The sequence below is a fragment of the Vibrio sp. 10N.286.52.F8 genome (assembly GCF_041468745.1).
Lineage (GTDB): Bacteria > Pseudomonadota > Gammaproteobacteria > Enterobacterales > Vibrionaceae > Vibrio > Vibrio crassostreae_C.
Genome location: NZ_JBFRJF010000042.1, coordinates 1 through 20,131 on the forward strand (window position 1 = coordinate 1; position 20,131 = coordinate 20,131).

The 20,131-nt window shown below is 44.3% G+C and carries 21 protein-coding genes and 1 pseudogene; 13 read left to right on the top strand and 9 right to left on the bottom strand.

Features of this window, described 5'->3' with window-relative positions; translation table 11 throughout:
* Positions 1-198 (top strand): annotated as a pseudogene (locus AB4133_RS18730) (MBL fold metallo-hydrolase); the annotation flags it as partial.
* 326 nt (positions 199-524) lie between these two features.
* Here the strand turns inward: AB4133_RS18730 and AB4133_RS18735 are convergent.
* A complete protein-coding gene (locus AB4133_RS18735) occupies positions 525-692 on the bottom strand; it encodes an acetyltransferase (RefSeq protein ID WP_372122508.1) in 168 nt (55 codons plus the stop codon).
* Between the two features lie 217 nt (positions 693-909).
* Here AB4133_RS18735 and AB4133_RS18740 point away from each other — a divergent pair, with 217 nt between their 5' ends.
* The gene (locus AB4133_RS18740) at positions 910-1,959 is read left to right on the top strand and encodes a cysteine synthase A (protein WP_102320367.1); all 1,050 of its coding nucleotides are present in this window, start codon (positions 910-912) and stop codon (positions 1,957-1,959) included.
* 96 nt (positions 1,960-2,055) lie between these two features.
* On the opposite strand, the gene AB4133_RS18745 is transcribed toward AB4133_RS18740, so the two are convergent.
* Positions 2,056-2,622: a helix-turn-helix domain-containing protein gene (locus AB4133_RS18745; RefSeq protein WP_050620555.1), complete on the bottom strand. Its 567-nt coding sequence runs from the start codon at positions 2,620-2,622 to the stop codon at positions 2,056-2,058.
* Positions 2,623-2,720: 98 nt separating this feature from the next.
* Here AB4133_RS18745 and AB4133_RS18750 point away from each other — a divergent pair, with 98 nt between their 5' ends.
* Entirely contained in the window at positions 2,721-3,917 is a 1,197-nt protein-coding gene (locus AB4133_RS18750) for a benzoate/H(+) symporter BenE family transporter (protein WP_372225327.1), read from the top strand.
* Between the two features lie 110 nt (positions 3,918-4,027).
* Here the strand turns inward: AB4133_RS18750 and AB4133_RS18755 are convergent, their stop codons facing one another.
* Complete coding sequence (locus tag AB4133_RS18755; protein ID WP_372225329.1) at positions 4,028-5,011, bottom strand: hypothetical protein; 984 nt, start codon at positions 5,009-5,011, stop codon at positions 4,028-4,030.
* A 407-nt stretch (positions 5,012-5,418) separates the two neighbouring features.
* On the opposite strand from AB4133_RS18755, the gene AB4133_RS18760 reads away from it, so the two are divergent.
* A complete protein-coding gene (locus tag AB4133_RS18760) occupies positions 5,419-5,805 on the top strand; it encodes a hypothetical protein (RefSeq protein WP_102394466.1) in 387 nt (128 codons plus the stop codon).
* Between the two features lie 146 nt (positions 5,806-5,951).
* Here the strand turns inward: AB4133_RS18760 and AB4133_RS18765 are convergent, their stop codons facing one another.
* Positions 5,952-6,884, bottom strand: a complete 933-nt coding sequence (locus AB4133_RS18765; RefSeq protein WP_137002266.1) for a LysR family transcriptional regulator — start codon at positions 6,882-6,884, stop codon at positions 5,952-5,954.
* Between the two features lie 268 nt (positions 6,885-7,152).
* Here AB4133_RS18765 and AB4133_RS18770 point away from each other — a divergent pair, with 268 nt between their 5' ends.
* Positions 7,153-7,920 (top strand): glycine betaine ABC transporter substrate-binding protein, encoded by a 768-nt coding sequence (locus AB4133_RS18770; RefSeq protein ID WP_372074320.1) that lies wholly within the window; start codon positions 7,153-7,155, stop codon positions 7,918-7,920.
* 156 nt (positions 7,921-8,076) lie between these two features.
* Positions 8,077-9,102, top strand: a complete 1,026-nt coding sequence (locus AB4133_RS18775; protein ID WP_372225331.1) for a zinc-binding alcohol dehydrogenase family protein — start codon at positions 8,077-8,079, stop codon at positions 9,100-9,102.
* 113 nt (positions 9,103-9,215) lie between these two features.
* Here the strand turns inward: AB4133_RS18775 and AB4133_RS18780 are convergent, their stop codons facing one another.
* Both AB4133_RS18780 and AB4133_RS18785 read right to left on the bottom strand, forming a co-directional pair.
* Positions 9,216-9,827 carry a CIA30 family protein gene (locus AB4133_RS18780; RefSeq protein ID WP_372225334.1) on the bottom strand — a complete coding sequence of 204 codons (612 nt, stop codon included), beginning with the start codon at positions 9,825-9,827 and terminating at the stop codon, positions 9,216-9,218.
* Positions 9,828-9,868: 41 nt separating this feature from the next.
* The gene (locus tag AB4133_RS18785) at positions 9,869-10,135 is read right to left on the bottom strand and encodes a DUF3081 domain-containing protein (protein ID WP_372225337.1); all 267 of its coding nucleotides are present in this window, start codon (positions 10,133-10,135) and stop codon (positions 9,869-9,871) included.
* 345 nt (positions 10,136-10,480) lie between these two features.
* Here AB4133_RS18785 and AB4133_RS18790 point away from each other — a divergent pair, with 345 nt between their 5' ends.
* Positions 10,481-11,461 (top strand): bile acid:sodium symporter family protein, encoded by a 981-nt coding sequence (locus AB4133_RS18790; RefSeq protein ID WP_032545880.1) that lies wholly within the window; start codon positions 10,481-10,483, stop codon positions 11,459-11,461.
* A gap of 71 nt (positions 11,462-11,532) precedes the next feature.
* On the opposite strand, the gene AB4133_RS18795 is transcribed toward AB4133_RS18790, so the two are convergent.
* The gene (locus AB4133_RS18795) at positions 11,533-12,153 is read right to left on the bottom strand and encodes a heme-binding beta-barrel domain-containing protein (RefSeq protein ID WP_372225340.1); all 621 of its coding nucleotides are present in this window, start codon (positions 12,151-12,153) and stop codon (positions 11,533-11,535) included.
* Between the two features lie 299 nt (positions 12,154-12,452).
* On the opposite strand from AB4133_RS18795, the gene AB4133_RS18800 reads away from it, so the two are divergent.
* Positions 12,453-13,346, top strand: a complete 894-nt coding sequence (locus AB4133_RS18800) for a DMT family transporter (protein WP_017065985.1) — start codon at positions 12,453-12,455, stop codon at positions 13,344-13,346.
* Positions 13,347-13,551: 205 nt separating this feature from the next.
* Positions 13,552-13,971, top strand: a complete 420-nt coding sequence (locus AB4133_RS18805) for a VOC family protein (RefSeq protein WP_137002417.1) — start codon at positions 13,552-13,554, stop codon at positions 13,969-13,971.
* Between the two features lie 138 nt (positions 13,972-14,109).
* On the opposite strand, the gene AB4133_RS18810 is transcribed toward AB4133_RS18805, so the two are convergent.
* Positions 14,110-15,009, bottom strand: a complete 900-nt coding sequence (locus AB4133_RS18810; protein ID WP_102333930.1) for a DMT family transporter — start codon at positions 15,007-15,009, stop codon at positions 14,110-14,112.
* A gap of 42 nt (positions 15,010-15,051) precedes the next feature.
* Positions 15,052-16,062 carry a LysR family transcriptional regulator gene (locus AB4133_RS18815; RefSeq protein ID WP_372225342.1) on the bottom strand — a complete coding sequence of 337 codons (1,011 nt, stop codon included), beginning with the start codon at positions 16,060-16,062 and terminating at the stop codon, positions 15,052-15,054.
* 100 nt (positions 16,063-16,162) lie between these two features.
* Here AB4133_RS18815 and AB4133_RS18820 point away from each other — a divergent pair, with 100 nt between their 5' ends.
* From AB4133_RS18820 to AB4133_RS18835, 4 genes are all read left to right on the top strand, one after another.
* Complete coding sequence (locus AB4133_RS18820; protein WP_372225344.1) at positions 16,163-17,515, top strand: MATE family efflux transporter; 1,353 nt, start codon at positions 16,163-16,165, stop codon at positions 17,513-17,515.
* A gap of 200 nt (positions 17,516-17,715) precedes the next feature.
* The gene (locus tag AB4133_RS18825) at positions 17,716-17,961 is read left to right on the top strand and encodes a hypothetical protein (RefSeq protein WP_010430578.1); all 246 of its coding nucleotides are present in this window, start codon (positions 17,716-17,718) and stop codon (positions 17,959-17,961) included.
* A 319-nt stretch (positions 17,962-18,280) separates the two neighbouring features.
* Entirely contained in the window at positions 18,281-19,285 is a 1,005-nt protein-coding gene (locus tag AB4133_RS18830; RefSeq protein WP_029236531.1) for a response regulator, read from the top strand.
* Position 19,286: 1 nt separating this feature from the next.
* The gene (locus AB4133_RS18835; protein ID WP_017062430.1) at positions 19,287-19,727 is read left to right on the top strand and encodes a PAS domain-containing protein; all 441 of its coding nucleotides are present in this window, start codon (positions 19,287-19,289) and stop codon (positions 19,725-19,727) included.
* Positions 19,728-20,131: the final 404 nt, after the last annotated feature.

Here is a 20,131-nt window from a genome sequence, read left to right on the forward strand (position 1 = left end):
GTTGGTCAACCGTTATTGATGTCTATTGATGAGGTCATGGAGTTTATTCGCCTTTCCCCTAATAAGGTGGTTGCGAACCATATGGAGGCACTCAATCACTGTGCAGTGACTCGACCAATTCTTAAAGAAGCAATTGATAAAAACGGTTTGTCAGATAAAGTCCTTATTCCTGCTGATGGTGAGACCTTGGAGTTTTAGATACCTGAACTAATCCGGTGACTCCCGATTTAAGTAAATAGTCTAAATGATTTCTGTCCAAACCCGTGTTAATAGGTGCGATTATAATAGCTTGCCAACCAACGAAGAATTCGTGATTGCTCAACAGTCGGTAGAACTTCTGTAATCTGAACTGAAGTCTAAGCAAGAAAAAGACAATCAAAAGCGAGCCCAAGTGGCTCGCTTTTTGTGTCTAGTAAAGATGCGTCTGAATGTTTTAACAGGGGGATAGCCTACAAGGCGATCGTGAAACAGTTTTAGAACAGAGCTTAAATTGCGACTCATCGGGTGCTCTGGAAGCGCTAAGGTTATTTAGTCCCTGAGCGGTAGTTTGGATCTGTCCAGCATCGAGGTAACTCTTCCCCTGACATAAACATCAGTTCGGACTTTTTAAACATCTCAGGGTCTTGCTGTTCTTCGCCTGCTTGAAACCGACCTTCGATACTGTCTTTAAATAAGTTGGTTAATTTGGTCATTTCAGTTATATCAACGAGGTCACCGGTTTTTTCTCTTTTAGAAACATTTTTTTGCCCTCAATCTAATCGGTCACCCCTAATTATAATTGCTATTTGGAAAATGAGAGTCTTTTCAATTCCGGCACTTCTTGACTAAGCAGACCCCAGAGCTACGCTTATGATCATCGACAACCCAATCGATGAACAAACTTATCCTCAACAAATAAATGGAGTCGCGATGTCATCTGCCCATATTGCAAACAATCTCAGTGAACTGATTGGCGATACCGATCTTGTTAGAATCAACAGTCTTTCAGAGATATCAGGTTGTGAGATTCTTATTAAGTGCGAACACCAGAACCCGGGTGGTTCGATTAAAGATAGAGCGGCACTTCAGTTGGTTATGGATGCAATAGAAGCCGGTAAGCTTAAGCCGGGAATGACAATCGTTGAAGGTACTGCTGGTAATACGGGAATAGGACTTGCTCTGGTCGCTAAATCCCTTGGTTACAAAATGTTGGTGGTGATGCCAAAAGGGCAGGCACAAGAGAAAGAGCGCATGATCTCGCTTTATAATGCTGAACTGTTATTGGTCGACCCTTGTCCTTTTGCAAACCCTGAACATTTTTACCACACGGCTAAGCGGATTGGTGTCGAAAATGAGAGTTATTGGTGGGCAGATCAGTTTGAAAATCTCAGTAATTATCGAGCGCACTATTTAAATACTGGACCTGAGATCTGGCAGCAAACACAGGGGAATATTGATGCTCTAGTTTCAGTGGTGGGGACGGGTGGAACCATTGCCGGAAACTCACACTATCTATCTGAGCAGCAACCCAATCTCGAAACTTGGTTAGTTGACCCAAATGGGTCCGGCATTTATTCGTTTCTACGTAATGGACACTATCAATCAACGGGAAGTTCGTTCACGGAAGGCATAGGGATCATGCGAACGGTTGAAAATTTCAGGCAGGCAAAAATCAATCGTGCCATCACGCTTCCCGATCAGGATTTGGTGACGATATCCCGCCTTGTTGCGGAACATGACGGTATTCTTCTAGGAAGCAGTTCGTCGTTGAACGTAGCAGGTGCGCTATACGCTGCGGCTAGAATGGGGAAAGGGAAAACCATCGTTACATTTAGCTGTGACCTTGCTGAGCGCTCGTATTCGAAGCTGCACAACGAAACGTTTCTGAAAGAAAAAGAGATACAGCTTAATAAAGAAAACCTCTCTCAACTATGGGCTCGTTATCAAGCCGAAGATGGCAGTATGGTCGTCAACGTATAGTCGCTTTAAGTTAGTAACAGCCAGTGGTCTGCCAGCTCTTTCGTTAGCGCTGAACATCCGGTTAGAGCTAAACATCCGTTAGCACCAAATCCGGCACTATTGCTTGTTATTAGGGTAGTGAATCACATTATGAAATACGGCGTTTCCTTCACCGATATTTTTGTAGGCATGGGTCTGGTTGGCATTGAAGCGAACGGCTTGTCCTGCGCGTAACGTATGCCACTCATCATCAAACATCACGGCCATCTCTCCTGAAATGCATAAGATGTGCTCAGTGACGCCTGCGTTATGTGGGGCGGATTCATGCTGGTAATCGGGTGCTAGGGTGAGTTCGAATATTTCAAATCCTAGTGCTTCCTCAAAAGGAAACAACAAACTGACGAAAAAGCCAATGTTGTATTCTTCATGCCTTAGTTCGTTTGCATCTCTGAATAAACTCGTCAGTTCACTGTTTGGGCTAGCCGCGATAAAGCTCGAAAGTGACACCTCGAATCCAGAAGCTATCTGCCAGAGCTTAGCGACTGTCGGGCTGGATTCTCCACGTTCAATTTGTCCTAGCATTGCTTTGCTCACGCCAGTTTCTTTCGCTGTTTTGTCTAAGCTCCAGCCTTTTTCTTGGCGAAGGCGTTTCAAGTTAACGCCAACTTTAATTTCTGTTTGCATATTTTCTCTACAAGTTTTTTACAAATAAGTTGTGCGTTATAGCGCACGATGCTAGGTTTGGTTTATGGACGTTATAACGCACGCAGGAAAAAATTAACATGACTAAGCTAAAATTTTCTCACGTCAGTACTGGCTTTATCGCTGTTTTCATTGGTTATGCGAGCGCCGCGGCGATTATTTTCCAAGCGGCAATGAGTGCTGGAGCAACTGAAGAACAAGTGGCGTCATGGTTTTGGGCGTTGGGAATTGGCATGGGCGTAACCACAATACTGCTTTCGTTTCATTACAAGAAGCCTGTGGTTACAGCGTGGTCGACGCCTGGAGCGGCGTTGTTAATCACATCTCTTGAAGGGCTGACAATGAATCAGGCAGTAGCCGTGTTTTTGTTCAGTTCGATGTTGATCACGTTAGTTGGATTAGCGGGGATATTTGAGAAAGTCCTAAAACAGATCCCAACATCGATTGCCTCTGCGATGCTCGCGGGGATCCTATTGCAATTCGGTTTGGGTTTGTTCACGTCGTTAATGGAAGAGGCACAAGTCGTAGCGGTCATGCTCGCTGTATTTATTCTGGCGAAAGCGCGGTTAGGTAATTTACTGATCCCAAGTATTTTCATTATCGCACTGGTTATGTGTGTGGGGTTTGGCAAACTCGATGTCAGTCAGGTAACTATGGGATTAACGACCCCGATGTTCATTACGCCCGATTTTGAGTTCTTTTCGTTGTTCAGTGTAGGTATCCCATTGTTTATAGTGACGATGGCTTCACAGAACTTACCGGGATTTGCGGTTCTAAAAGCGAACGGATACCAGGTCGATTCATCGAAGATCATTACCACCACTGGGGTGACAGGTTTGATCTTCGCGCCGTTTGGTGGCTTTGCGTATAACCTTGCTGCGATTACGGGCGCTATTTGCATGGGCCCGAATGCGGATGGCAATCCAAAGACACGTTACATGGCGGGGATCTGTATGGGCGGGTTTTACTTGTTAGCTGGCGTGATGGGGATGTCATTTGTGTCGCTGTTTAGCGCTGTGCCCTCCGAGATTGTCATTGCGGTTGCTGGCTTAGCGGTGATGCCGACCTTGATGAATTGCCTTGCGGTATCAATGGCAGACAGTCATTACCGAGAACCCGCACTGCTTACTTTCTTATTCACTGCTTCTGGCACCAATTTATTGGGGATCGGCAGTGCATTTTGGGGTCTGTGTATTGGGTTGTTTTGTTGCTGGTTACACAATTACAAAGCTAAGTCGCGTGGAGCAAACAAGACTTCGCAAACTTCGTCGGAATGAAATGACTCAAGATTATGATTGGGTTCGTTGTGAATTAGAAACACCAGCAAGCTGGTTGAGTAGTAAGCCCAGTCATACTCGTGACTGGGCTTACTTACAAAGGAATAAAGTTACCTAACTTCGTATCTCAGTAGCACTTCATTATCGAGAACGACATTTGTCGACCAGATAAAGCTTGCGCCTGCACCACTGAATTTTTCGATAAAGTTCATGTACGCTTTTTTATTGTTCACGCCAATATCGTCCTCTGAATATACCGATGCTAGAGGCCAAGATGTTGAATCGAACTCTTGGTTCATCCAGTTGGTTGGTGTTTCCCAATGAGCGGCGTAGGCATCTTGACCGTGGTCAGTTCCTTCCGTGGTGCAGCTTTCAGAAAGACGCTTCCCGTCCACTTCACTCAAACAAGTCAGGTCATAAATCGGTGAGGTATAAAAGGTTTGTGCTTGCCATTCTGGTCCTGTCACGGTTCCGTCACTAAAGCTCGCGATAAAGCCACCATCGCCAGCGTGGTATGCCTTTCCGCGGTTATCTTCGCTGCCAAGGCCTAGGTTTTCTTCCCAATCAATCACTTTCACCGCAATCGTGTAAGGCTTCTTCACCTTAAATTTGACGATGTTTGAGTTAAACGGTGTGAAAGGAACGGTGTCTACCGCGATTAACTGGCCGTTGATATAAAGTTCGAAATAGTTATCGGCAAAAATATAACCTGTTATTTCTTCACCGTCTTGATCCACTATCGCTACAGGTACAGAGCTTTGATCGACTTCGGCTAGGCTGCTTGGTGTGGTGTTTGAGCACTCTTCATAAAGATCAAAGGCTTTTGGCCCTGTCGCAAAGTTGTTCTTGGCTGGAACCGTCCAAACCTTTCCTTCTGAGTCCATAATTTCCCCGACGCCCGCCACTCGGCTACGTCCGTTTGCACACTCAAAGAGATTCGATTCAACAGTGGTCGCCACACCTTGAGTAATACTCGCTGAGCCTTGGTAATCACTGATGTTGCTGACCGAAGGCGTATCTGATGATGGTGAGCAGCCTGTAGCGAGCAAAGCAACCGATGAAAGGGCAAGGGCTTGATATTTTTTGATGATCATTGATTGGGTATCCGAGAAGGGGTTATTTAAATAAGCGTGGTTCAAAATAAGCCAAGTGCAAGTAAGTTAATTGAAAACAAAGCTATTTCAAACAAATCCGAGCTAAGTAGCTAAGTAAGCCGTGATCTCATAGCTAACAGCTGGAGCGACGAAACTAAGCAAGAGCCAAAATATTTGTGAGGTGCCACGCTTGTTATCTGATAAGGCATATATTACCCGTACAAATGTAAACAAGCGTAAAGCTGAGTAAGCATGCGCAAAACAGCGCTTTTATAGGATGATCACATCAGCTTGCGCGGAGCTTGAAAAATACTTAGAACGAAGCGGTTTCAGGTTGTGATTGAGATAGTATTTTGCTACAAAACGCGCATAATCTCGCTATACAACATTTAAAGAAGAATTTACCTATGACTACCTTTCAATACTACTTTCACCAACTGCCTTGCTTCGACTGTAAAAAAACGACAGTAAGTACTGATCTTGGTTGGTTAACGCCTGCGATGAAAGACGATGCTATCGCACAAGTGACAGCAACACTTGCACAAGGCGAGGTTACTCCTGATCTTTCAGCGGACGTGGTTTGTACGAAAGATGAAGCGCGTGAGTATTTACTACTGAACTTCTTCGGTTATTCAGAAGAAGAGCTAGCAAGCGGAATCGAAGCGGATGATGAAAAAGAAGTGGCAGACGAAATCGCAGAGCTACTTGAAGAAGGTAAAGACACCATCACCTTCGAACATGAGATTGCTCTTCAGTGCTGCGCAGACTGCGATGTTGAAGACGAGTCAAACTAAGCTTTTGTATTAAGAGTATTAAACTAAGTACTCTTATTAAGGTTCATCATGCAGCTATGATGTTCTAATGATGAAAGGCGTTAGCGAATTGAAGTTCGCTAACGCCTTTTTTGTCTCTCTGCTTCTTATATAAGCGACATTAAACCTTAAGATGTTGTGCCTTCTGTAATGCCTTGTTTGCTCAGTTGCGAAAGGATCTCAGCGGTTTTCTCTCTGAATAAATCTCTCAGTAGACGCACAGTAGGGGTGATGGATTGACGACTTGGACACACTAACCACAGCTCGGTAGGTGTCGGCTTAAATTCAGGCATAACTTTAACCACTTCGCCTGAAAGCAGGTGAGGAGACATGTCTAGACAAGATTTTATTGCCACCCCTTTACCTGCGATACACCAACGTCTTACAAGGTCTGCGTCGTTCGAAGCGCGATTTCCTTTTAGTTTCACTTTATGATCTTGAGTACCATCGTTAAACACCCACTCGTCTTGCAACATGTCATGGAGTTGGTAAAGCAAACCATTGTGCTGAGCTAAGTCACTCGGGTGTTTTGGTGTGCCCATTTCAGCCAAGTATTCAGGAGCCGCACACAATATCCTCGGCACATCGCATATCTTGAAACCATACATGTTCGCATCGGTCGGAGAGCCGTAACGCAGCGCCATATCGACGGAATCTCGGTAGAAGTCGATATTGCTATCGCTGATGCTAGTGCGAAGCGTCGCCTTTGGGTATTCAAGCAAGAACTCATCTAACCAAGGTGTGATTAGGTTGCGTCCTAGATCTGATGAAAGCGCTATGCGAATTTCACCGTCAAGAATACCAAGCTCTTCGCGCATGTTGAGCTTCGCTTGCTCCAACATCTTTAAGGCTTGTTCGCATTCCGGTAAATAACGCTCGCCAGCTGAAGAGAGCCTTAGGTGGCGCGTGGTTCTTACAAATAACTCCGCACCTAGTGCCGCTTCAACACGTTTTACCGCTGCACTTGCTGTGGCAGTGCGCATATCAAGGTTGGTGGCTGCAGCGGTGATACTGCGAAACTCCGCCACTTTCAAAATGACCTGTAAATCTTCAAGAAGCATGTTATCTACCTGTATTGAATTATGTTCTAAACATGGCGTTGGGATATTTCCCCATCACAATCTGCAAATGGGTTATCTCTACTTATCGCTTCTAAGTTAGCTTCAAATACTTAATTGTCAAAACTAATTTGATAATAATTCAAATATGAGGCTGTTTTTCATTAGTAATTTTCTCACTATCATTTCCCCATATCGACAACGTAGCGCAGTACACATCGTATGGACGAAACCTACGATCTAGGGGGATAAGATGACTAAGAAAATCACAATGGGTGTAACGGATTTGTCGTTCCACCGTACGACCGCATCATTGGTTGCCAATGTATTGAAATCCATGGGTTTTGAGGTAGAGCGTATTTTCTCTCCACATCAGGAGAACTTTGAAAAGCTGAAAGCAGGCCAAGTGGATATGCTTTCTTCTGCGTGGTTGCCATCAAGTCACGGTATCTACAAAGCGGGCGTTGAAGAAGTTGAGCCACTTATCGAGCTTGGGCTTCATTATGAACCTTATGCTTTGTGGGGCGTACCAGACTATGTGCCTGAAGAGGCGGTTTCTGAAGTCTCTGATTTATTAAAAGCTGAAGTGATCGAGAAAATGAACTCGACCATTCAAGGCATCAACCCCGGCGCTGGTATCACACGCTTCTCTATCCAGATGATGAAAGATTATGGCCTGAGCGATGCCGGCTACGAGTTCTTTCCTGGCAGTGAAGACGATTGTTTCAGTGCCTTTGAAAGTGCAGTCGCAAACAAAGAGTGGGTGGTAGTGCCACTGTGGAAACCTCAGTTTTTGCACTATCGTTACGATATTCGTGAGCTCAAAGAGCCAAAAGGCCTACTCGGAATAGTGGACAGAGCAGTGCTTCTTTTAAGAGACGACAAGAAGCATCTGTTCAGCGAACAACAGATTCAGAAGTTGGATTCCCTATGCTTCTCGAATGACATCATCGCAGAGCTGGATTACAAAGTTTGCCGTGAAGGTAAACCACAAGATCAAGTCACACATGATTGGTTGATTGAGAAAGGCCTGATTTAGCCTTTAAGCCGTTGGCAATGCAGTGAGACGTCTGCGTTACTCAGATAACGGCAATACCACTATCAAAAATTATTTGAGAATTATTCAAATATTAGGCGGTTTATCTAGAGTGAGAATTGACTAAGATTAACTCGTCTAATTCAAGGAGAAAGCACAATGTCAGTACCATCAAAAATGAAAGCTATCGGATTTACTCAATCACTTGCGATTACAGAGCAAGACAGTTTATTTGAGTTTGAAACGAGTCTGCCAGAACTAAAAAATAATGACTTGCTGGTAAAAGTGAGCGCGACTTCTATCAATCCTGCTGACGCTAAAATTCGTATTCGTAATGCCAAAGACAAAACTCTTGAGCAGCCAAAAGTGCTGGGCTATGACGCAGTCGGTGAAGTTGTTGGTAAAGGTGCTGACGTTGAAGGCTTCGAAGTCGGTGACCGTGTGTACTATGCGGGTGACGTAACACGCATGGGGGCTAACGCAGAATACCAAGCTGTGGACTACCGTATTACCGCTAAAGCGCCTAAGAGCCTTTCTGATGAAGCTGCAGCCGTTATGCCACTAGCGACGCTTACAGCATGGGAAGCGTTGTTTGACCGCTTGCGTGTTCGTCCTGAAGAGAAAAAGTCTATCCTGATCATTGGTGGAGCGGGCGGCGTTGGTTCAATTACGATTCAACTGGCTAAGCAACTGACCAACCTAAATGTTATCGCAACAGCTTCAAGACCTGAAACGGAGCAGTGGGTAAGAGATATGGGAGCGGACTATGTGGTGAACCACCGTAACCTTGTTGAGTCAGTGCGAGAGCAAGGCATTCAACATGTTGACTACATTTTCAATGTTGCTGATACAAAAGGGCACTGGGATGCGATGGTTGAGTTGATCGCACCGCAAGGCATGATCAGTTCGATTGTTGAATTTGATGGTGGCATTGACTTATCAGCGCTGCAAGGAAAATCAGCAGGCTTTGTTTGGGAGCTGATGTTCACGCGTTCATTGTTTAACACCGAAGATATCCAGAAGCAGCAAGACATCCTATTCCAAGCCGCGAATCTGATTGATTCGGACCGTATTAAAACGACTCTAACCACGACCCTAAATGGCTTTAGTGTGGATACAATCAAAGATGCACACCAACGCATTGAGAGCAGTGCCTCGATTGGTAAAACTGCCATCAAATACTAATTGCTGATGTTTTTATCCGTCGTTGTTTTGAGTCGTTGACGGTTTAAATAGAAGAAGCCCCTGATATCTGATTGCTAGTCAAAAGGTTTCAGGGGCTTTTGTTTGTTTTCAGTTTAGTCAGCTTCTGGTGATGTGATAGGTTTCGATGTTCTGAAGTGAAGCTGTATTAGGTCTAGCTCAAAAGGCGAGGGCTGTTTGTCCGCAATCAAAAAAACTATTTGTTTGATGTCTCGTGCCTTAAGTTCCGGCGCATCGCTCAGTAGCCGACCTCTGAACACCGCTTGAAAATCATTGAAGTGGAACACCTTGTTAAGCCGCACTCCCTTTATCGTATCGAAATCGTGTTTGTATTGAACTCGATTACCATCTTTCGATGTTGTGAGCCTCAGTTGGTAAGTGCGACCATCACCAACGAATACTAGCTCTGCGCTATCTATTTCATGGGCTGGTGATTTAATGGAGCGCTTTATGGAACTGAACCCCCCATTATTTTCTAACGATAGCTCGCCCTTAAATTGACTCGTCTCGCCTTCGTAAACAAGCTCGCCTGTTGAGATGCCGCCCATCACATTGTCGTTGGTCGCTGTCCAATTCTTATGTTCGTTCGGTTGTGTAAAGTCAATCATACCTATGCCTGCTACAGATACTTGAGACCATAAAAAAGAGAGGCTGATTACTAGCCACAAAGGGTGTCTTCGCTTAAGCAATGAAGCCGTTTCGTTCATGATTGTCTCCGTTAGCCGTTAGCCGTTAGTCTGTTCGCGTTTTATGGAGAAGGTTCAGTGGCAAGCATAACCAGACAACGCTCAATAAATTCAGAATAATTTGAAGCATTGTCGTACTCGATTTTCAATGAACCATGAAACATCAGCGTCACTGTTACGTCTTTATAGCTTAGCCAACAGGTATAACCATCATAATCATGCCAAGCCGCCATTTCGCCCACTTGATATTTATTGTCCAGTTGCTCGCCAGAGGTGCGAATGCACTCAAACACTCTGAGAAACTCAATAATGGTGATTCTGTTGTCCATGTTTTGCTCCCGCTGAGTAGTTATTGGTAATAGGCTGAATATTGGTATCTAAATTTGTTACTGTTTGATTGCTGTCCCTACGGCTTGCCTTTGTGTTCCGATCACTGAAAGTGATCTTATCTTCTCGATAAACCTCTGTTTTCTAATGTTTTCATCGTCATTCCATACATCCGATTAATCCTGAGCAAAACGGGTGTAACAAACTTAATAACGATGTTAACCCTCAAGATAAAGACAAGCTTAATTTACGTTTATGGTGGTTAATTAAAATTAGAGTCGATAGGATAAATAGCGTCGGAGCCGGGTTATTGGCTGAAATAGAATCTATAGAAAGTGCGTGTCAACATGATAGAAAAACTGAAAAAGGAATGGTTTCTTGTAGGGATGGTGGTGGCTATGGTCGTTGCTGTTTTTACGCCGGATTGGGGCAAATCGGGTGGGGTACTTCATCTCGATACGGTGACTGTTCTCGGCATCGCTTTGGTGTTTTTCTTACACGGTTTGGGTTTGTCTCCCAAAGCCATTCTTGAGGGGCTTTCGAATTGGAAGCTGCATGTTTTTGTACAAAGCGCGACATTCTTAGTTTACCCACTGCTTTGGGTGATATTCGGGCAAGGCTTTGTCGCTTATATGCCAGCAGCTCTGGCCTTTGGTTTCTGTTACCTCTTCGTATTACCGAGTACGATTTCGTCTTCGGTCGCGATGACGGTGATTGGAAAAGGAAACCTACCGGGTGCGATATTCAATGCATCACTTTCTAGTATTTTAGGCGTGTTCATTACGCCTCTACTGATCCAGCTCTTTATGGGATTGGAAGGTGCAGAGCTAAACCTGATGGAATCGGTGATCTCTATATCTAAAATGCTGCTATTGCCAATGATTGTCGGCCAGTTGATGCGCCCGTTACTGTTTGAATGGACTCAGAAACACAAGTCAGTGGTCAATAAGTTAGATAAATACGTGATACTTCTGATTGTCTACAGTGCTTTCTGTGACTCTATTGAACACGGTATTTGGAGCGACTTTTCACCAATGCTGTTGTTGCTGTCAGCGGTGATTTGTTTAGTGGTATTGATGGTGATGGTACACGGCATTCAATGGAGTGCCCGAAAGGTTGGATTCAATCATCAAGATGAAGTCGCGGCAGTATTCTGTGGTACTAAGAAGACCTTAGCGGCAGGTATTCCTATGGCTAAGGTGATCTTTGCTCACAACCCTAATCTAGGGATGATATTACTGCCAATCATGCTTTATCACCCGATTCAGATCTTTTACTGTGCAGTGCTAGCCAACCGTTACGCCAAGGTTGATACACAATCTAGTTAAACTTGTTTGTTGTTACAAGTACAACAGAAAAACGCCTTTCACTTCGCTGTGAAAGGCGTTTGTATTTGAATCTACTTCACTTTAACTAGAGTGCTTGAATCTGTATGAGCAAATGCGTTGTCGTAGATCTCTAAGCTTGTTGTTTGAGAGTACGTCAGCGTATCGTCTGAAATGCTAATGTTCATCGTGAAGCCTGTGGTGGTTGCGTTGTCCGTCATGTATTCAGACTCAGCGATGCCACGCTTTGACGCAACTAACGTCATTGTATCGCCAGCAGGGCCTTCTGCGGTGACACATGTGGTGCGTGGTACACAGTAAGAGTTGTAGACGATCTGATTTTTTTGATCGTAGATGAAGTAGCCACGTTGATCGTGGAATTTAGAGTCGTCGGCCTTTCTGAATACTTCTTGCTTGTAGTACAGAGCAACCAGATATTGATCGCTGGCGTTGGTTGCATCTGCCGCAACCTCAAATGTCATCACTTCATAAAATGGTGTGACCGCGGGGCCACCTTTGCCCACTTCTGTGCCTTCTTGGCCTGGAGAAATATCAACGCCGCCAGTTTCGACTGATTTCCATGTGCCGACTAACTTTGCGAGTGGACCAAAATCCATACCATTGATTGTGCTGTGGTCGGCTACTGCTGGAGCCGAGATTACCGCTGCGATACCAAGTGCTAATAATTTTTTCACTTTAACTTCCTTTTTATTAATTATCTGACCCCAATAAAAATAAGGTTATTGTGAAACCAGTTTATTAACCCAGATCAGTGTTGTTGGCTAATATGAAATCGAATTGTAACTTGATGTATCAGTCAATAAGAGAATATTAATGCGGCTAAATATTGAACGAATAGCTGTGATTTGTTCATCGAGGTTTAATTCAAAATTGCATTAGTCTGAGCCTTATTAATTTTGCTATTACACATTTCAAATTCTCATGTATGATGTGCGCCCATAATTGTATGACAAATGTGTAATCTTACTTCTGTATGAATAAAGCTGTTAACCACGCCATTTTGCTTTTGGTGCTCGCAAACCTACTTGCGTCTTTTTCAGACGTATCATTGAAGATACTGAATGGCGAAGTCCCTACGTTCCAGTACGTGTTTATCCGTCAGCTATTGAGCGTGATCTTGTTGCTTCCATTTTGGTTAAAGTTACCGAGAGAGACGCGTATGAAAGGCGGTTGCCGAATCAACTTCTTAAGGGCTCAATTTATCTTAGTGGGGAGTGGCTGCGCGATGATCGCCATTACACACCTTACTTTGGCGACAGCAAACGCGATGTTCTACGTTGGACCAATCCTTATGCTGCCTTTGTCGATCGTGCTGTTGAAAGAAAGGCCGACATCTTCAAAAGTGATCGCGACCCTGATTGGTTTTGTGGGCGTATTAATCGTGTTACGCCCTGAACAATTTCATTGGGCGGCGATTGCTGGGCTAGGCAGTGCGCTTGCGATGGGCGTGGGTAATATCTTGATTAAACGCTTGAATGCAGAGCAACACATCATCTCAACTCTGTTCTGGACCAGCATTATGACTCTGCCACTTGCACTGGCATTAGCGCTGCCAACTTGGTCTGCGCTCGAATGGCGTCATGTTGGTTGGATCATGGCAATCAACTTGTTCGTACTTGGATACCATGCGCTTGTGGTGGTGGCTTACAAAAAAGCACCGGCCAACCAGATTGCGCTCGCCGAATATTCTGGGTTGGTGTTCGTAACATTGTTTGGTGTTATGTGGTTCGATGAGATTCCAGACATCCTGACGCTGGTGGGCATTAGTCTCATCGTTATTCCAATGATGCCGATTAAATGGAAGAAGGTTTTCAAGTGGAGAGACCGAGCCGCTTTAGAAGTTGAGGTTACTCCGCCTAAACCATAGCGGCTTGTCTCTCAGTCATTCTGGATTCCAAATAAACCACATCAGGGAAGGTCGTCTAAACTTAGGGTTTGTATCGCTTCAAAATACGACAATTTGGGCTCTAAAAACGTTCTCGAAATAAATGCAAATTAGTGCTTTACCTCAACTTAACTTGAGGTATTAGGATGTGCAACGTTGCTTACGAGAATACTTTAAGGAGAGAAGAATGATCCAACTTGAACATGTGAATTTAGTCGTCAAGGACATCCCTGAAATGCTGACTTTCTATAAAGCGGCGTTTCCACACTGGTACGTTCGTGATGAAGGAAAAGGCGAATGGTCAGGCAAGCCACGTAACTGGCTGCATTTTGGCGACGAGTACCAATACATAGCAATAAGTGATCACGGTGAAGGTGAAAATAGAGATTTGGCTGGGCATTCTGTTGGTCTCGCACACTTCGCTTATGTGACCAATAATATCGAAAGTGTCACTCAACGCCTTGTTGATGCGGGCTTTCCAATTGCCAAACCCGGTGCCGAAGAACCTTATCGAAAAAATGTCTACTTTGTGGATCCTGCAGGCTTTGAAATCGAGTTTGTTGAGTATTTGAGTGATGATCCTAAGTTACGAAATGCCACGAGTTAGTTACGTAATACGCCGCTTTGTTAAAGTTGGTTAGCTGAATGAAAGCGCGCTAGAGAGCATTTATAGAAAAGGGCATCGTGGAATAATCCGCAATGCCCTTTTTAGATTCTATTTATCAGCTGATATTGAGTGGGTTACTTATTTAGCCTTGAACGGCACCAATAGCTGTTTACCAAACACGTTAATGAGTGCACCAGTGACAATCAGGCCACCACCTAGATAAGTCCAAACCGATGGAATCTCATTGAAGATCCACACACCTAATAGCGCTGAGAAGACGATCTGCACGTATGAGTAAGCTGAAGCTTTACCTGCTGCCTGGGTTTGCATTGCTTTGGTTAAACCGTATTGTCCTATTTGTGTGAAAATCCCGACGAGCACAAGCATCATGGTTAGGAATAGGCTAGGCCATACAAAGTCGTTCCAGATAAGAGCTGTTGAGATTGGTAGCGCAACCAATGGGAAGTAGAAGATGATGACTGAGCTATCTTCCGTTTGGCTAAGTTTTCTCACAATCACATAAGCAATTGAGCTACCAAATGCGCCACATAACGCCACCATAATGCTGAATAGCGGTAACTCGCTGCTCGCGCCACTGTTCATACTTGGTTGTACCATCACTAATAGCCCAGCTAGGCAGAACGCAATGCAGATCATGGTCGATTTTTGGACGCGTTCTTTCAGAAATAACACGCCAAGTAGGGCGGTAAATACAGGATGAACGTATTGTAGAATGGTCGCTTCGGCTAATGGCAAAGTGGTCACAGCGTAGTAAACACACATCAAGGCTGCTGTACCAACTGCGCCTCGAACAAACAACAAAGGTTTGTTATTTCCCCAGATCGAAATGCCTTTTCGCTTAACGTCGATATAACTGATGATCAAAGACACCAAAGCCCTTGCTGCAACAATTTCGAATACAGGAATGCCATAATTGCTGATGTATTTCACACAAGCTGACATCAGTGCGAATCCAAAAGCGGAGAGGATCATGAATCGAACCCCAACAGGGATTTGTGAAAAAGAGAAAGAAGACATAAAAATATCAATAGGCTGAGGGAAAAGGAATCATAACTTAGTTTAGAAGAGCCGACCAAAGTCTTTGTCCTGTTCTATTACACCAAACCATTGATATTGCTGTGCGAGTACTTTCAGCAACTCGATCTCTTTTGTTGTCTCTTCTCTAAGCCATTCAATAAGGTCGTTGATGATAGGCGTGTGACTACGCTGGTGCATGAAGTAAGTCCAAGCACTGTGTTGAATCTTTGCATTCTTAGGGCAGTACAAGAAGCCTCGTTGGAGCTCTTGTTGTACTAGCAATAGATCTGTGACCGTAACGCCTTCACCGGATAAACAGGCACTGAGCGCCATATCTAAAGACAAGAAACTGGTATTTCTGACGGGTTTCTTTGGTGGGAATTCAACATCGGCCAACCACACTTTCCAGTCGTGGTGATCTAAGGTTGGATGCAGCCTTGGCAAGGTTAAGATCGAATCGAGGTCGGTGTCTTTATTCGTTAAGTTGGTCGAATTAGTTAAATTGGCAGAATTAGTTAAGCTAGTCGAGCAGACCGGTGCCATAAACTCTTCACGCAAGAAGGTGATGTCAGGTGCTTTGTCATAGCGTTTTTTGAAACGCGTGTGGAAGATCAGTAGATCATACTCACTACTATTAATCGATTCGTCTTCCTCAATCACAGGAACAATGACTATCTCATGATCTTGATAACGCTCGTTTAATTCCCGAACTTTGGAGATCAATACTCGCGTCGCGAAACTCAGAGTCGCTTTGATCACGATACGCTTCTGCTTGGGCTCACTCCAAGAGGCGATAACAGCTTCGATATTACCGTAGCTTTCTCGCAAAGCGACATACAAATCATGACCTTGTACCGTTAATTCTATGGCTCGATGCTTACGAATAACCAGTGATGCGTTTAACTCATCTTCAAGCTGTTTGATCTGTCGGCTGATCGCACTTTGTGTCACATGCAACTCTTCGGCAGCCAGAGTAAAGCTCATCAGCCTTGCGGCAGCTTCAAAGGCTTTTAAGCCATTATGTGATGATGGCAAGCTAGGATATGGGGTCATAATTCGTTCGCATGAGTTTATGGAATGTTAGAGTCGCAAATTTATCAATTGAACGCCAGCCTCATCGATCGTATTTTGGGCGAAATTAACTGAGGCGCTCATGAAAAAAATACTCACTCTTGCATTCCCTTTGATCATTTCACAGCTGATCTCTATGGCTTTAGTCCTTACTGATGTTTGGATGATGTCGCGTATCAGTGTGTCAGCCCTTGCGGCTGGTGGCTTAGGTGCCTCAATCTACTTTTTCATCTTCATTATTGCGAGCAGCACCGTGGGTTGTGTCGCGAATTTGATTGCGATCGCTTATGGTCAGCGAGTAGCTCGCCCTGAGTTTGGTAATACTCAAATTAGATTGGCGGTGAAAGGCGCAACCATGTTGGCATTCGTGCTCAGCGTGACCTTAATGGCCAACTTCTGGTTTGCTCCGTTGGTATTAGAAGCAGCCAAACAGCCACCAGAAGTGATCACTTTAGCCATGGAATATGTCCATGCTTTGAAGTGGGTAATGTTGCCTTCGCTTATCTTGTTGGTACTTCGTGGCTTAACCAGTGCGTTTGGCAACGTGCGCTCCATTCTTGTGATGTCGATTATCACCGTAATTCTGAATGTGCCAGTCAGCTACTTTCTCACCTTCCAATTAGACATGGGCTTAACAGGTTTAGGGCTTGGTACGACTATCGCGGCATTTATCGTGATGGTTGGATATACGGTTTGGGTATTTAAGCGTGACGAGTTTAAGCAGTTCGCCCCTTGGCTAAATACAGAAGAGTATTCAATCAAGTTGATGAGCCCATTGTTGTTGATGGGTCTACCTATCGGCTTGGCTGCTTTACTTGAGCATGGCTTGATTTACGGTGGCACCTTGATGGCGGGCACGATCAGTATTGCTTCGTTAGCCTTGCACCAAATCTTGCTGCAATGTTTAAGCTTTACTTGGAACTTCAATTTTGGTTTCTCACAAGCTGCGGCGATTTTGGTTGGCCGTGATTTTGGCGCGGGTAACTACGAAGGAATAAAAAGAACCTCGATTCAAAGCTTCATATTGGTGTCGGTGTTGAGTGTGGCGTTGTCGGCCGTGTTCATTATATGGCCTGAGATGATCGCTTCTATCTTCAAGTTAGACGATGGCACGGGTGCTATGACTTCACTACTGGCTTCTGTGATTTGGGTCGTTGCTTTGTGCTTTATTGTTGATGCTTGGCAACTACTGGCGATTAACCTGCTAAGAGGCATGAAGATTGTCTCTATGCCAACCGTGATGACTGCCATCGGTTACTGGGTATTTGGCTTGCCTGCGGCTTGGTATTTGATGCCTAAGTTCGAATTGGCAGGGATTTGGGGCGGAATCGGTGTTGGCTTAGGCGTGACAGGTATTCTGCTGCTTATCCAATTGATGCGTGTCATTCAAAAGAACAACCAATCTCCAGATTTGTCGAATCATGCTTATACGTGATTTGCTTGTGATGCTCGCCTTTACCATGGAACCTTGAACGATAAACGTTGTATTGCTGACCGAGAACTATCAATTACCAACAATGACCTATAAGCCCTAAATTGCGTACTTCGTAATTTAGACCTTGGTCTTACAGAAACCGAGCTAAAAGGTGACTAGAATGATTTGAGTTGCTCACCGTTTTATCAAGGAATACACAAATGGAAGTTGGATTGTTCTGGGCTGAAAAAGGAATGTTAGTGCTTGGCGCACTGTTTGTTTTGACGAGCATGATGCAGTACGGAAGACGCAGTAGCGATTGGAAAGGCGTGATTACGATGTTCTACAAGCGTATCCCAATGAACATCGCCGAATACAAATGGTATCGCCTGGGGATCGCGTTGTTGGTATTTGCTGTGATCATACGTTTCGCATTACTGATTTTATGGCCTTCATATCAGTTCTAGTTCTCTTGCATTAGCTTTGTTGGATAGCTCTCTATCATGGCTACATAAAGCCGTTCAATGAATGAGTCAGTCGAGCCTTAATAAACCCGCTTGTTAAGGCTGCTGTTAAATATAATAGTGCTATTACTCAACAGCAAGGATTGGCTATTACCTTTGTAGCATATTGTTTTTCATGAAGAATAATGCGAAATAATAGCTTACCCACCTGTTTCATCATTCTTACTAATAATCTGCACATAAATCCATTCACCCCGTACCTGATACCATAATGTTCTGTTACACTCGGTCGAATTAGCTTTAATTTGTCAGTGGTGCATTTATGTCGTTCCCAGTTCTTATATGTGATGATTCTGCGTTAGCAAGGAAGCAGATGGCTCGGTCACTGCCTAGTTCTCTAAATGCAGATATAACTTTTGCTGTTCATGGGCTTAATGCACTTGAAGAGCTCGCTAAAAACCAATTCAAATTGATGTTCCTCGACCTAACCATGCCGGAATTAGACGGCTATGGCACATTGGAAGAGATGCAACGTTTAGGCGATACCACGCCAGTTGTCGTTGTTTCTGGTGACATACAACCAAAAGCACAACAGAAGGTGCTGGATCTTGGCGCCAAAGCATTTTTGCAAAAGCCGATCGATAAAGAAGCGCTAAAAGCCATTTTACGTGAGCATGTCGAGCCGCCAAAACAACCTCAAATCATTACCCCAACCGCTTTAGAACTGCCAATACTTCGCAGACGCGATATCTATATGGAAGTCGCGAACGTAGCGATAGGCCGAGCAGCCGATGCATTGGCGCGCCATTTTAATGTATTCGTTCACTTACCATTACCGAACGTGAACATCTTCGAAGTGAGCGAATTGCACATGGCACTTCGTGACTTGGCTGACAATGACCAAGTGTCGGGTGTTTGCCAAGGCTTCAGTGGAGAAGGCATTGCAGGTGAAGCGCTAGTTTTGTTGAGTGATTCCAGTGTGAGCGATCTTAAGAAGCTCATGAAGGTGCCAACAGAAAGCGAGCAGCTAGAAGAATTAGAGTTGTTGATGGATGTATCGAACATCTTAGTCGGCTCTTTCTTGAATGGGTTAGGGGAGCAATCAGAAGTTCGTTTCTTTCAGAGCTCTCCTGTGCTGCTAGGTCAACACATCTCGATTGATTCGGTGATTGAAAATACCAGCGGCTCATTTAAAAAGACCATGACGTTCGAAGTCAGCTACAACATCGACGGCACGTCCATCCGTTGTGACCTTCTATTTATGTTTGTTGATGAGTCTCTGCCTCTTCTAGATAACAAATTGGCCTACCTAATGGAGGAGTTTTAATATGTTGAATCTTCCTGCTGAATTTGAACAGTTCCACTGGATGGTAGACATGGTTCAAAACGTCGATATGGGGCTGGTGGTCATTAACCGTGACTTTCAGGTACAAGTTTGGAATGGCTTCATGACGCACCATAGCGGTAAGCAATCGCATGATGCGATCGGTAAGTCGATCTTTGAGTTATTCCCTGAAATTCCTGAAGAGTGGTTTAGGCTTAAAACAAAACCGGTTTATGACCTAGGCTGCCGTAGCTTCATAACGTGGCAACAAAGGCCTTATCTGTTTAAGTGCCGCAACGTGAGGCCAGTAACTCAGCAAGCCGACTTTATGTATCAGAACGTCACGCTTAACCCGATGCGTTCTCCAACTGGGCAAGTGACATCCTTGTTCTTGTCGATTCAAGATGCGACTGCTGAAGCTCTGATGTCTCAGAAAAAGGCTTGACGTACCTTAAGGTGAAAATTGAATCGCCTTATAAGAGCACTCTGAAAACCAAATAAAAATGGCCAAGGTTAATCCCCTTGGCCATTTTTGTATCTGATCCTGTAGTAATGAGTTCGAACTAAAGAAAGGCGTTCCGTGTTCGTTAACTTTAGTCGAGTTGTTGTTAGGCTCTATCAACAGCGGCTTGTATCCGCTGGGTTCTCATAAATAAGCGCATCTAACCTGCCATATTTTGTGGACTTTACCCCGCTCATCCAAGTTTCGAACGTGCTAATCGATCTTGCCTTTGTACTTTATAAATTTCAGGGCTAATGAAAGAGGGCTGAGATCGGCACTCGAAGCGAAAAAAGTCAGAAAAAAATGAAATTATTTAAGAAAAAACGCATTTTTTGATTCAAGAAAAG

Excerpts from the sequence above, each read along its gene's own strand:
- AB4133_RS18790 (WP_032545880.1), top strand. The coding sequence starts at position 10,481 with ATGATAGAAAAACTGAAAAAGGAATGGTTTCTTGTAGGGATGGTGGTG.
- AB4133_RS18830 (WP_029236531.1), top strand. The coding sequence starts at position 18,281 with ATGTCGTTCCCAGTTCTTATATGTGATGATTCTGCGTTAGCAAGGAAG.
- AB4133_RS18815 (WP_372225342.1), bottom strand. The coding sequence starts at position 16,062 with ATGACCCCATATCCTAGCTTGCCATCATCACATAATGGCTTAAAAGCC.
- AB4133_RS18835 (WP_017062430.1), top strand. The coding sequence starts at position 19,287 with ATGTTGAATCTTCCTGCTGAATTTGAACAGTTCCACTGGATGGTAGAC.
- AB4133_RS18780 (WP_372225334.1), bottom strand. The coding sequence starts at position 9,827 with ATGAACGAAACGGCTTCATTGCTTAAGCGAAGACACCCTTTGTGGCTA.
- AB4133_RS18805 (WP_137002417.1), top strand. The coding sequence starts at position 13,552 with ATGATCCAACTTGAACATGTGAATTTAGTCGTCAAGGACATCCCTGAA.
- AB4133_RS18770 (WP_372074320.1), top strand. The coding sequence starts at position 7,153 with ATGGGTGTAACGGATTTGTCGTTCCACCGTACGACCGCATCATTGGTT.
- AB4133_RS18800 (WP_017065985.1), top strand. The coding sequence starts at position 12,453 with ATGAATAAAGCTGTTAACCACGCCATTTTGCTTTTGGTGCTCGCAAAC.
- AB4133_RS18745 (WP_050620555.1), bottom strand. The coding sequence starts at position 2,622 with ATGCAAACAGAAATTAAAGTTGGCGTTAACTTGAAACGCCTTCGCCAA.
- AB4133_RS18810 (WP_102333930.1), bottom strand. The coding sequence starts at position 15,009 with ATGTCTTCTTTCTCTTTTTCACAAATCCCTGTTGGGGTTCGATTCATG.
- AB4133_RS18775 (WP_372225331.1), top strand. The coding sequence starts at position 8,077 with ATGTCAGTACCATCAAAAATGAAAGCTATCGGATTTACTCAATCACTT.
- AB4133_RS18820 (WP_372225344.1), top strand. The coding sequence starts at position 16,163 with ATGAAAAAAATACTCACTCTTGCATTCCCTTTGATCATTTCACAGCTG.
- AB4133_RS18750 (WP_372225327.1), top strand. The coding sequence starts at position 2,721 with ATGACTAAGCTAAAATTTTCTCACGTCAGTACTGGCTTTATCGCTGTT.
- AB4133_RS18765 (WP_137002266.1), bottom strand. The coding sequence starts at position 6,884 with ATGCTTCTTGAAGATTTACAGGTCATTTTGAAAGTGGCGGAGTTTCGC.
- AB4133_RS18785 (WP_372225337.1), bottom strand. The coding sequence starts at position 10,135 with ATGGACAACAGAATCACCATTATTGAGTTTCTCAGAGTGTTTGAGTGC.
- AB4133_RS18735 (WP_372122508.1), bottom strand. The coding sequence starts at position 692 with ATGACCAAATTAACCAACTTATTTAAAGACAGTATCGAAGGTCGGTTT.
- AB4133_RS18755 (WP_372225329.1), bottom strand. The coding sequence starts at position 5,011 with ATGATCATCAAAAAATATCAAGCCCTTGCCCTTTCATCGGTTGCTTTG.
- AB4133_RS18825 (WP_010430578.1), top strand. The coding sequence starts at position 17,716 with ATGGAAGTTGGATTGTTCTGGGCTGAAAAAGGAATGTTAGTGCTTGGC.
- AB4133_RS18760 (WP_102394466.1), top strand. The coding sequence starts at position 5,419 with ATGACTACCTTTCAATACTACTTTCACCAACTGCCTTGCTTCGACTGT.
- AB4133_RS18740 (WP_102320367.1), top strand. The coding sequence starts at position 910 with ATGTCATCTGCCCATATTGCAAACAATCTCAGTGAACTGATTGGCGAT.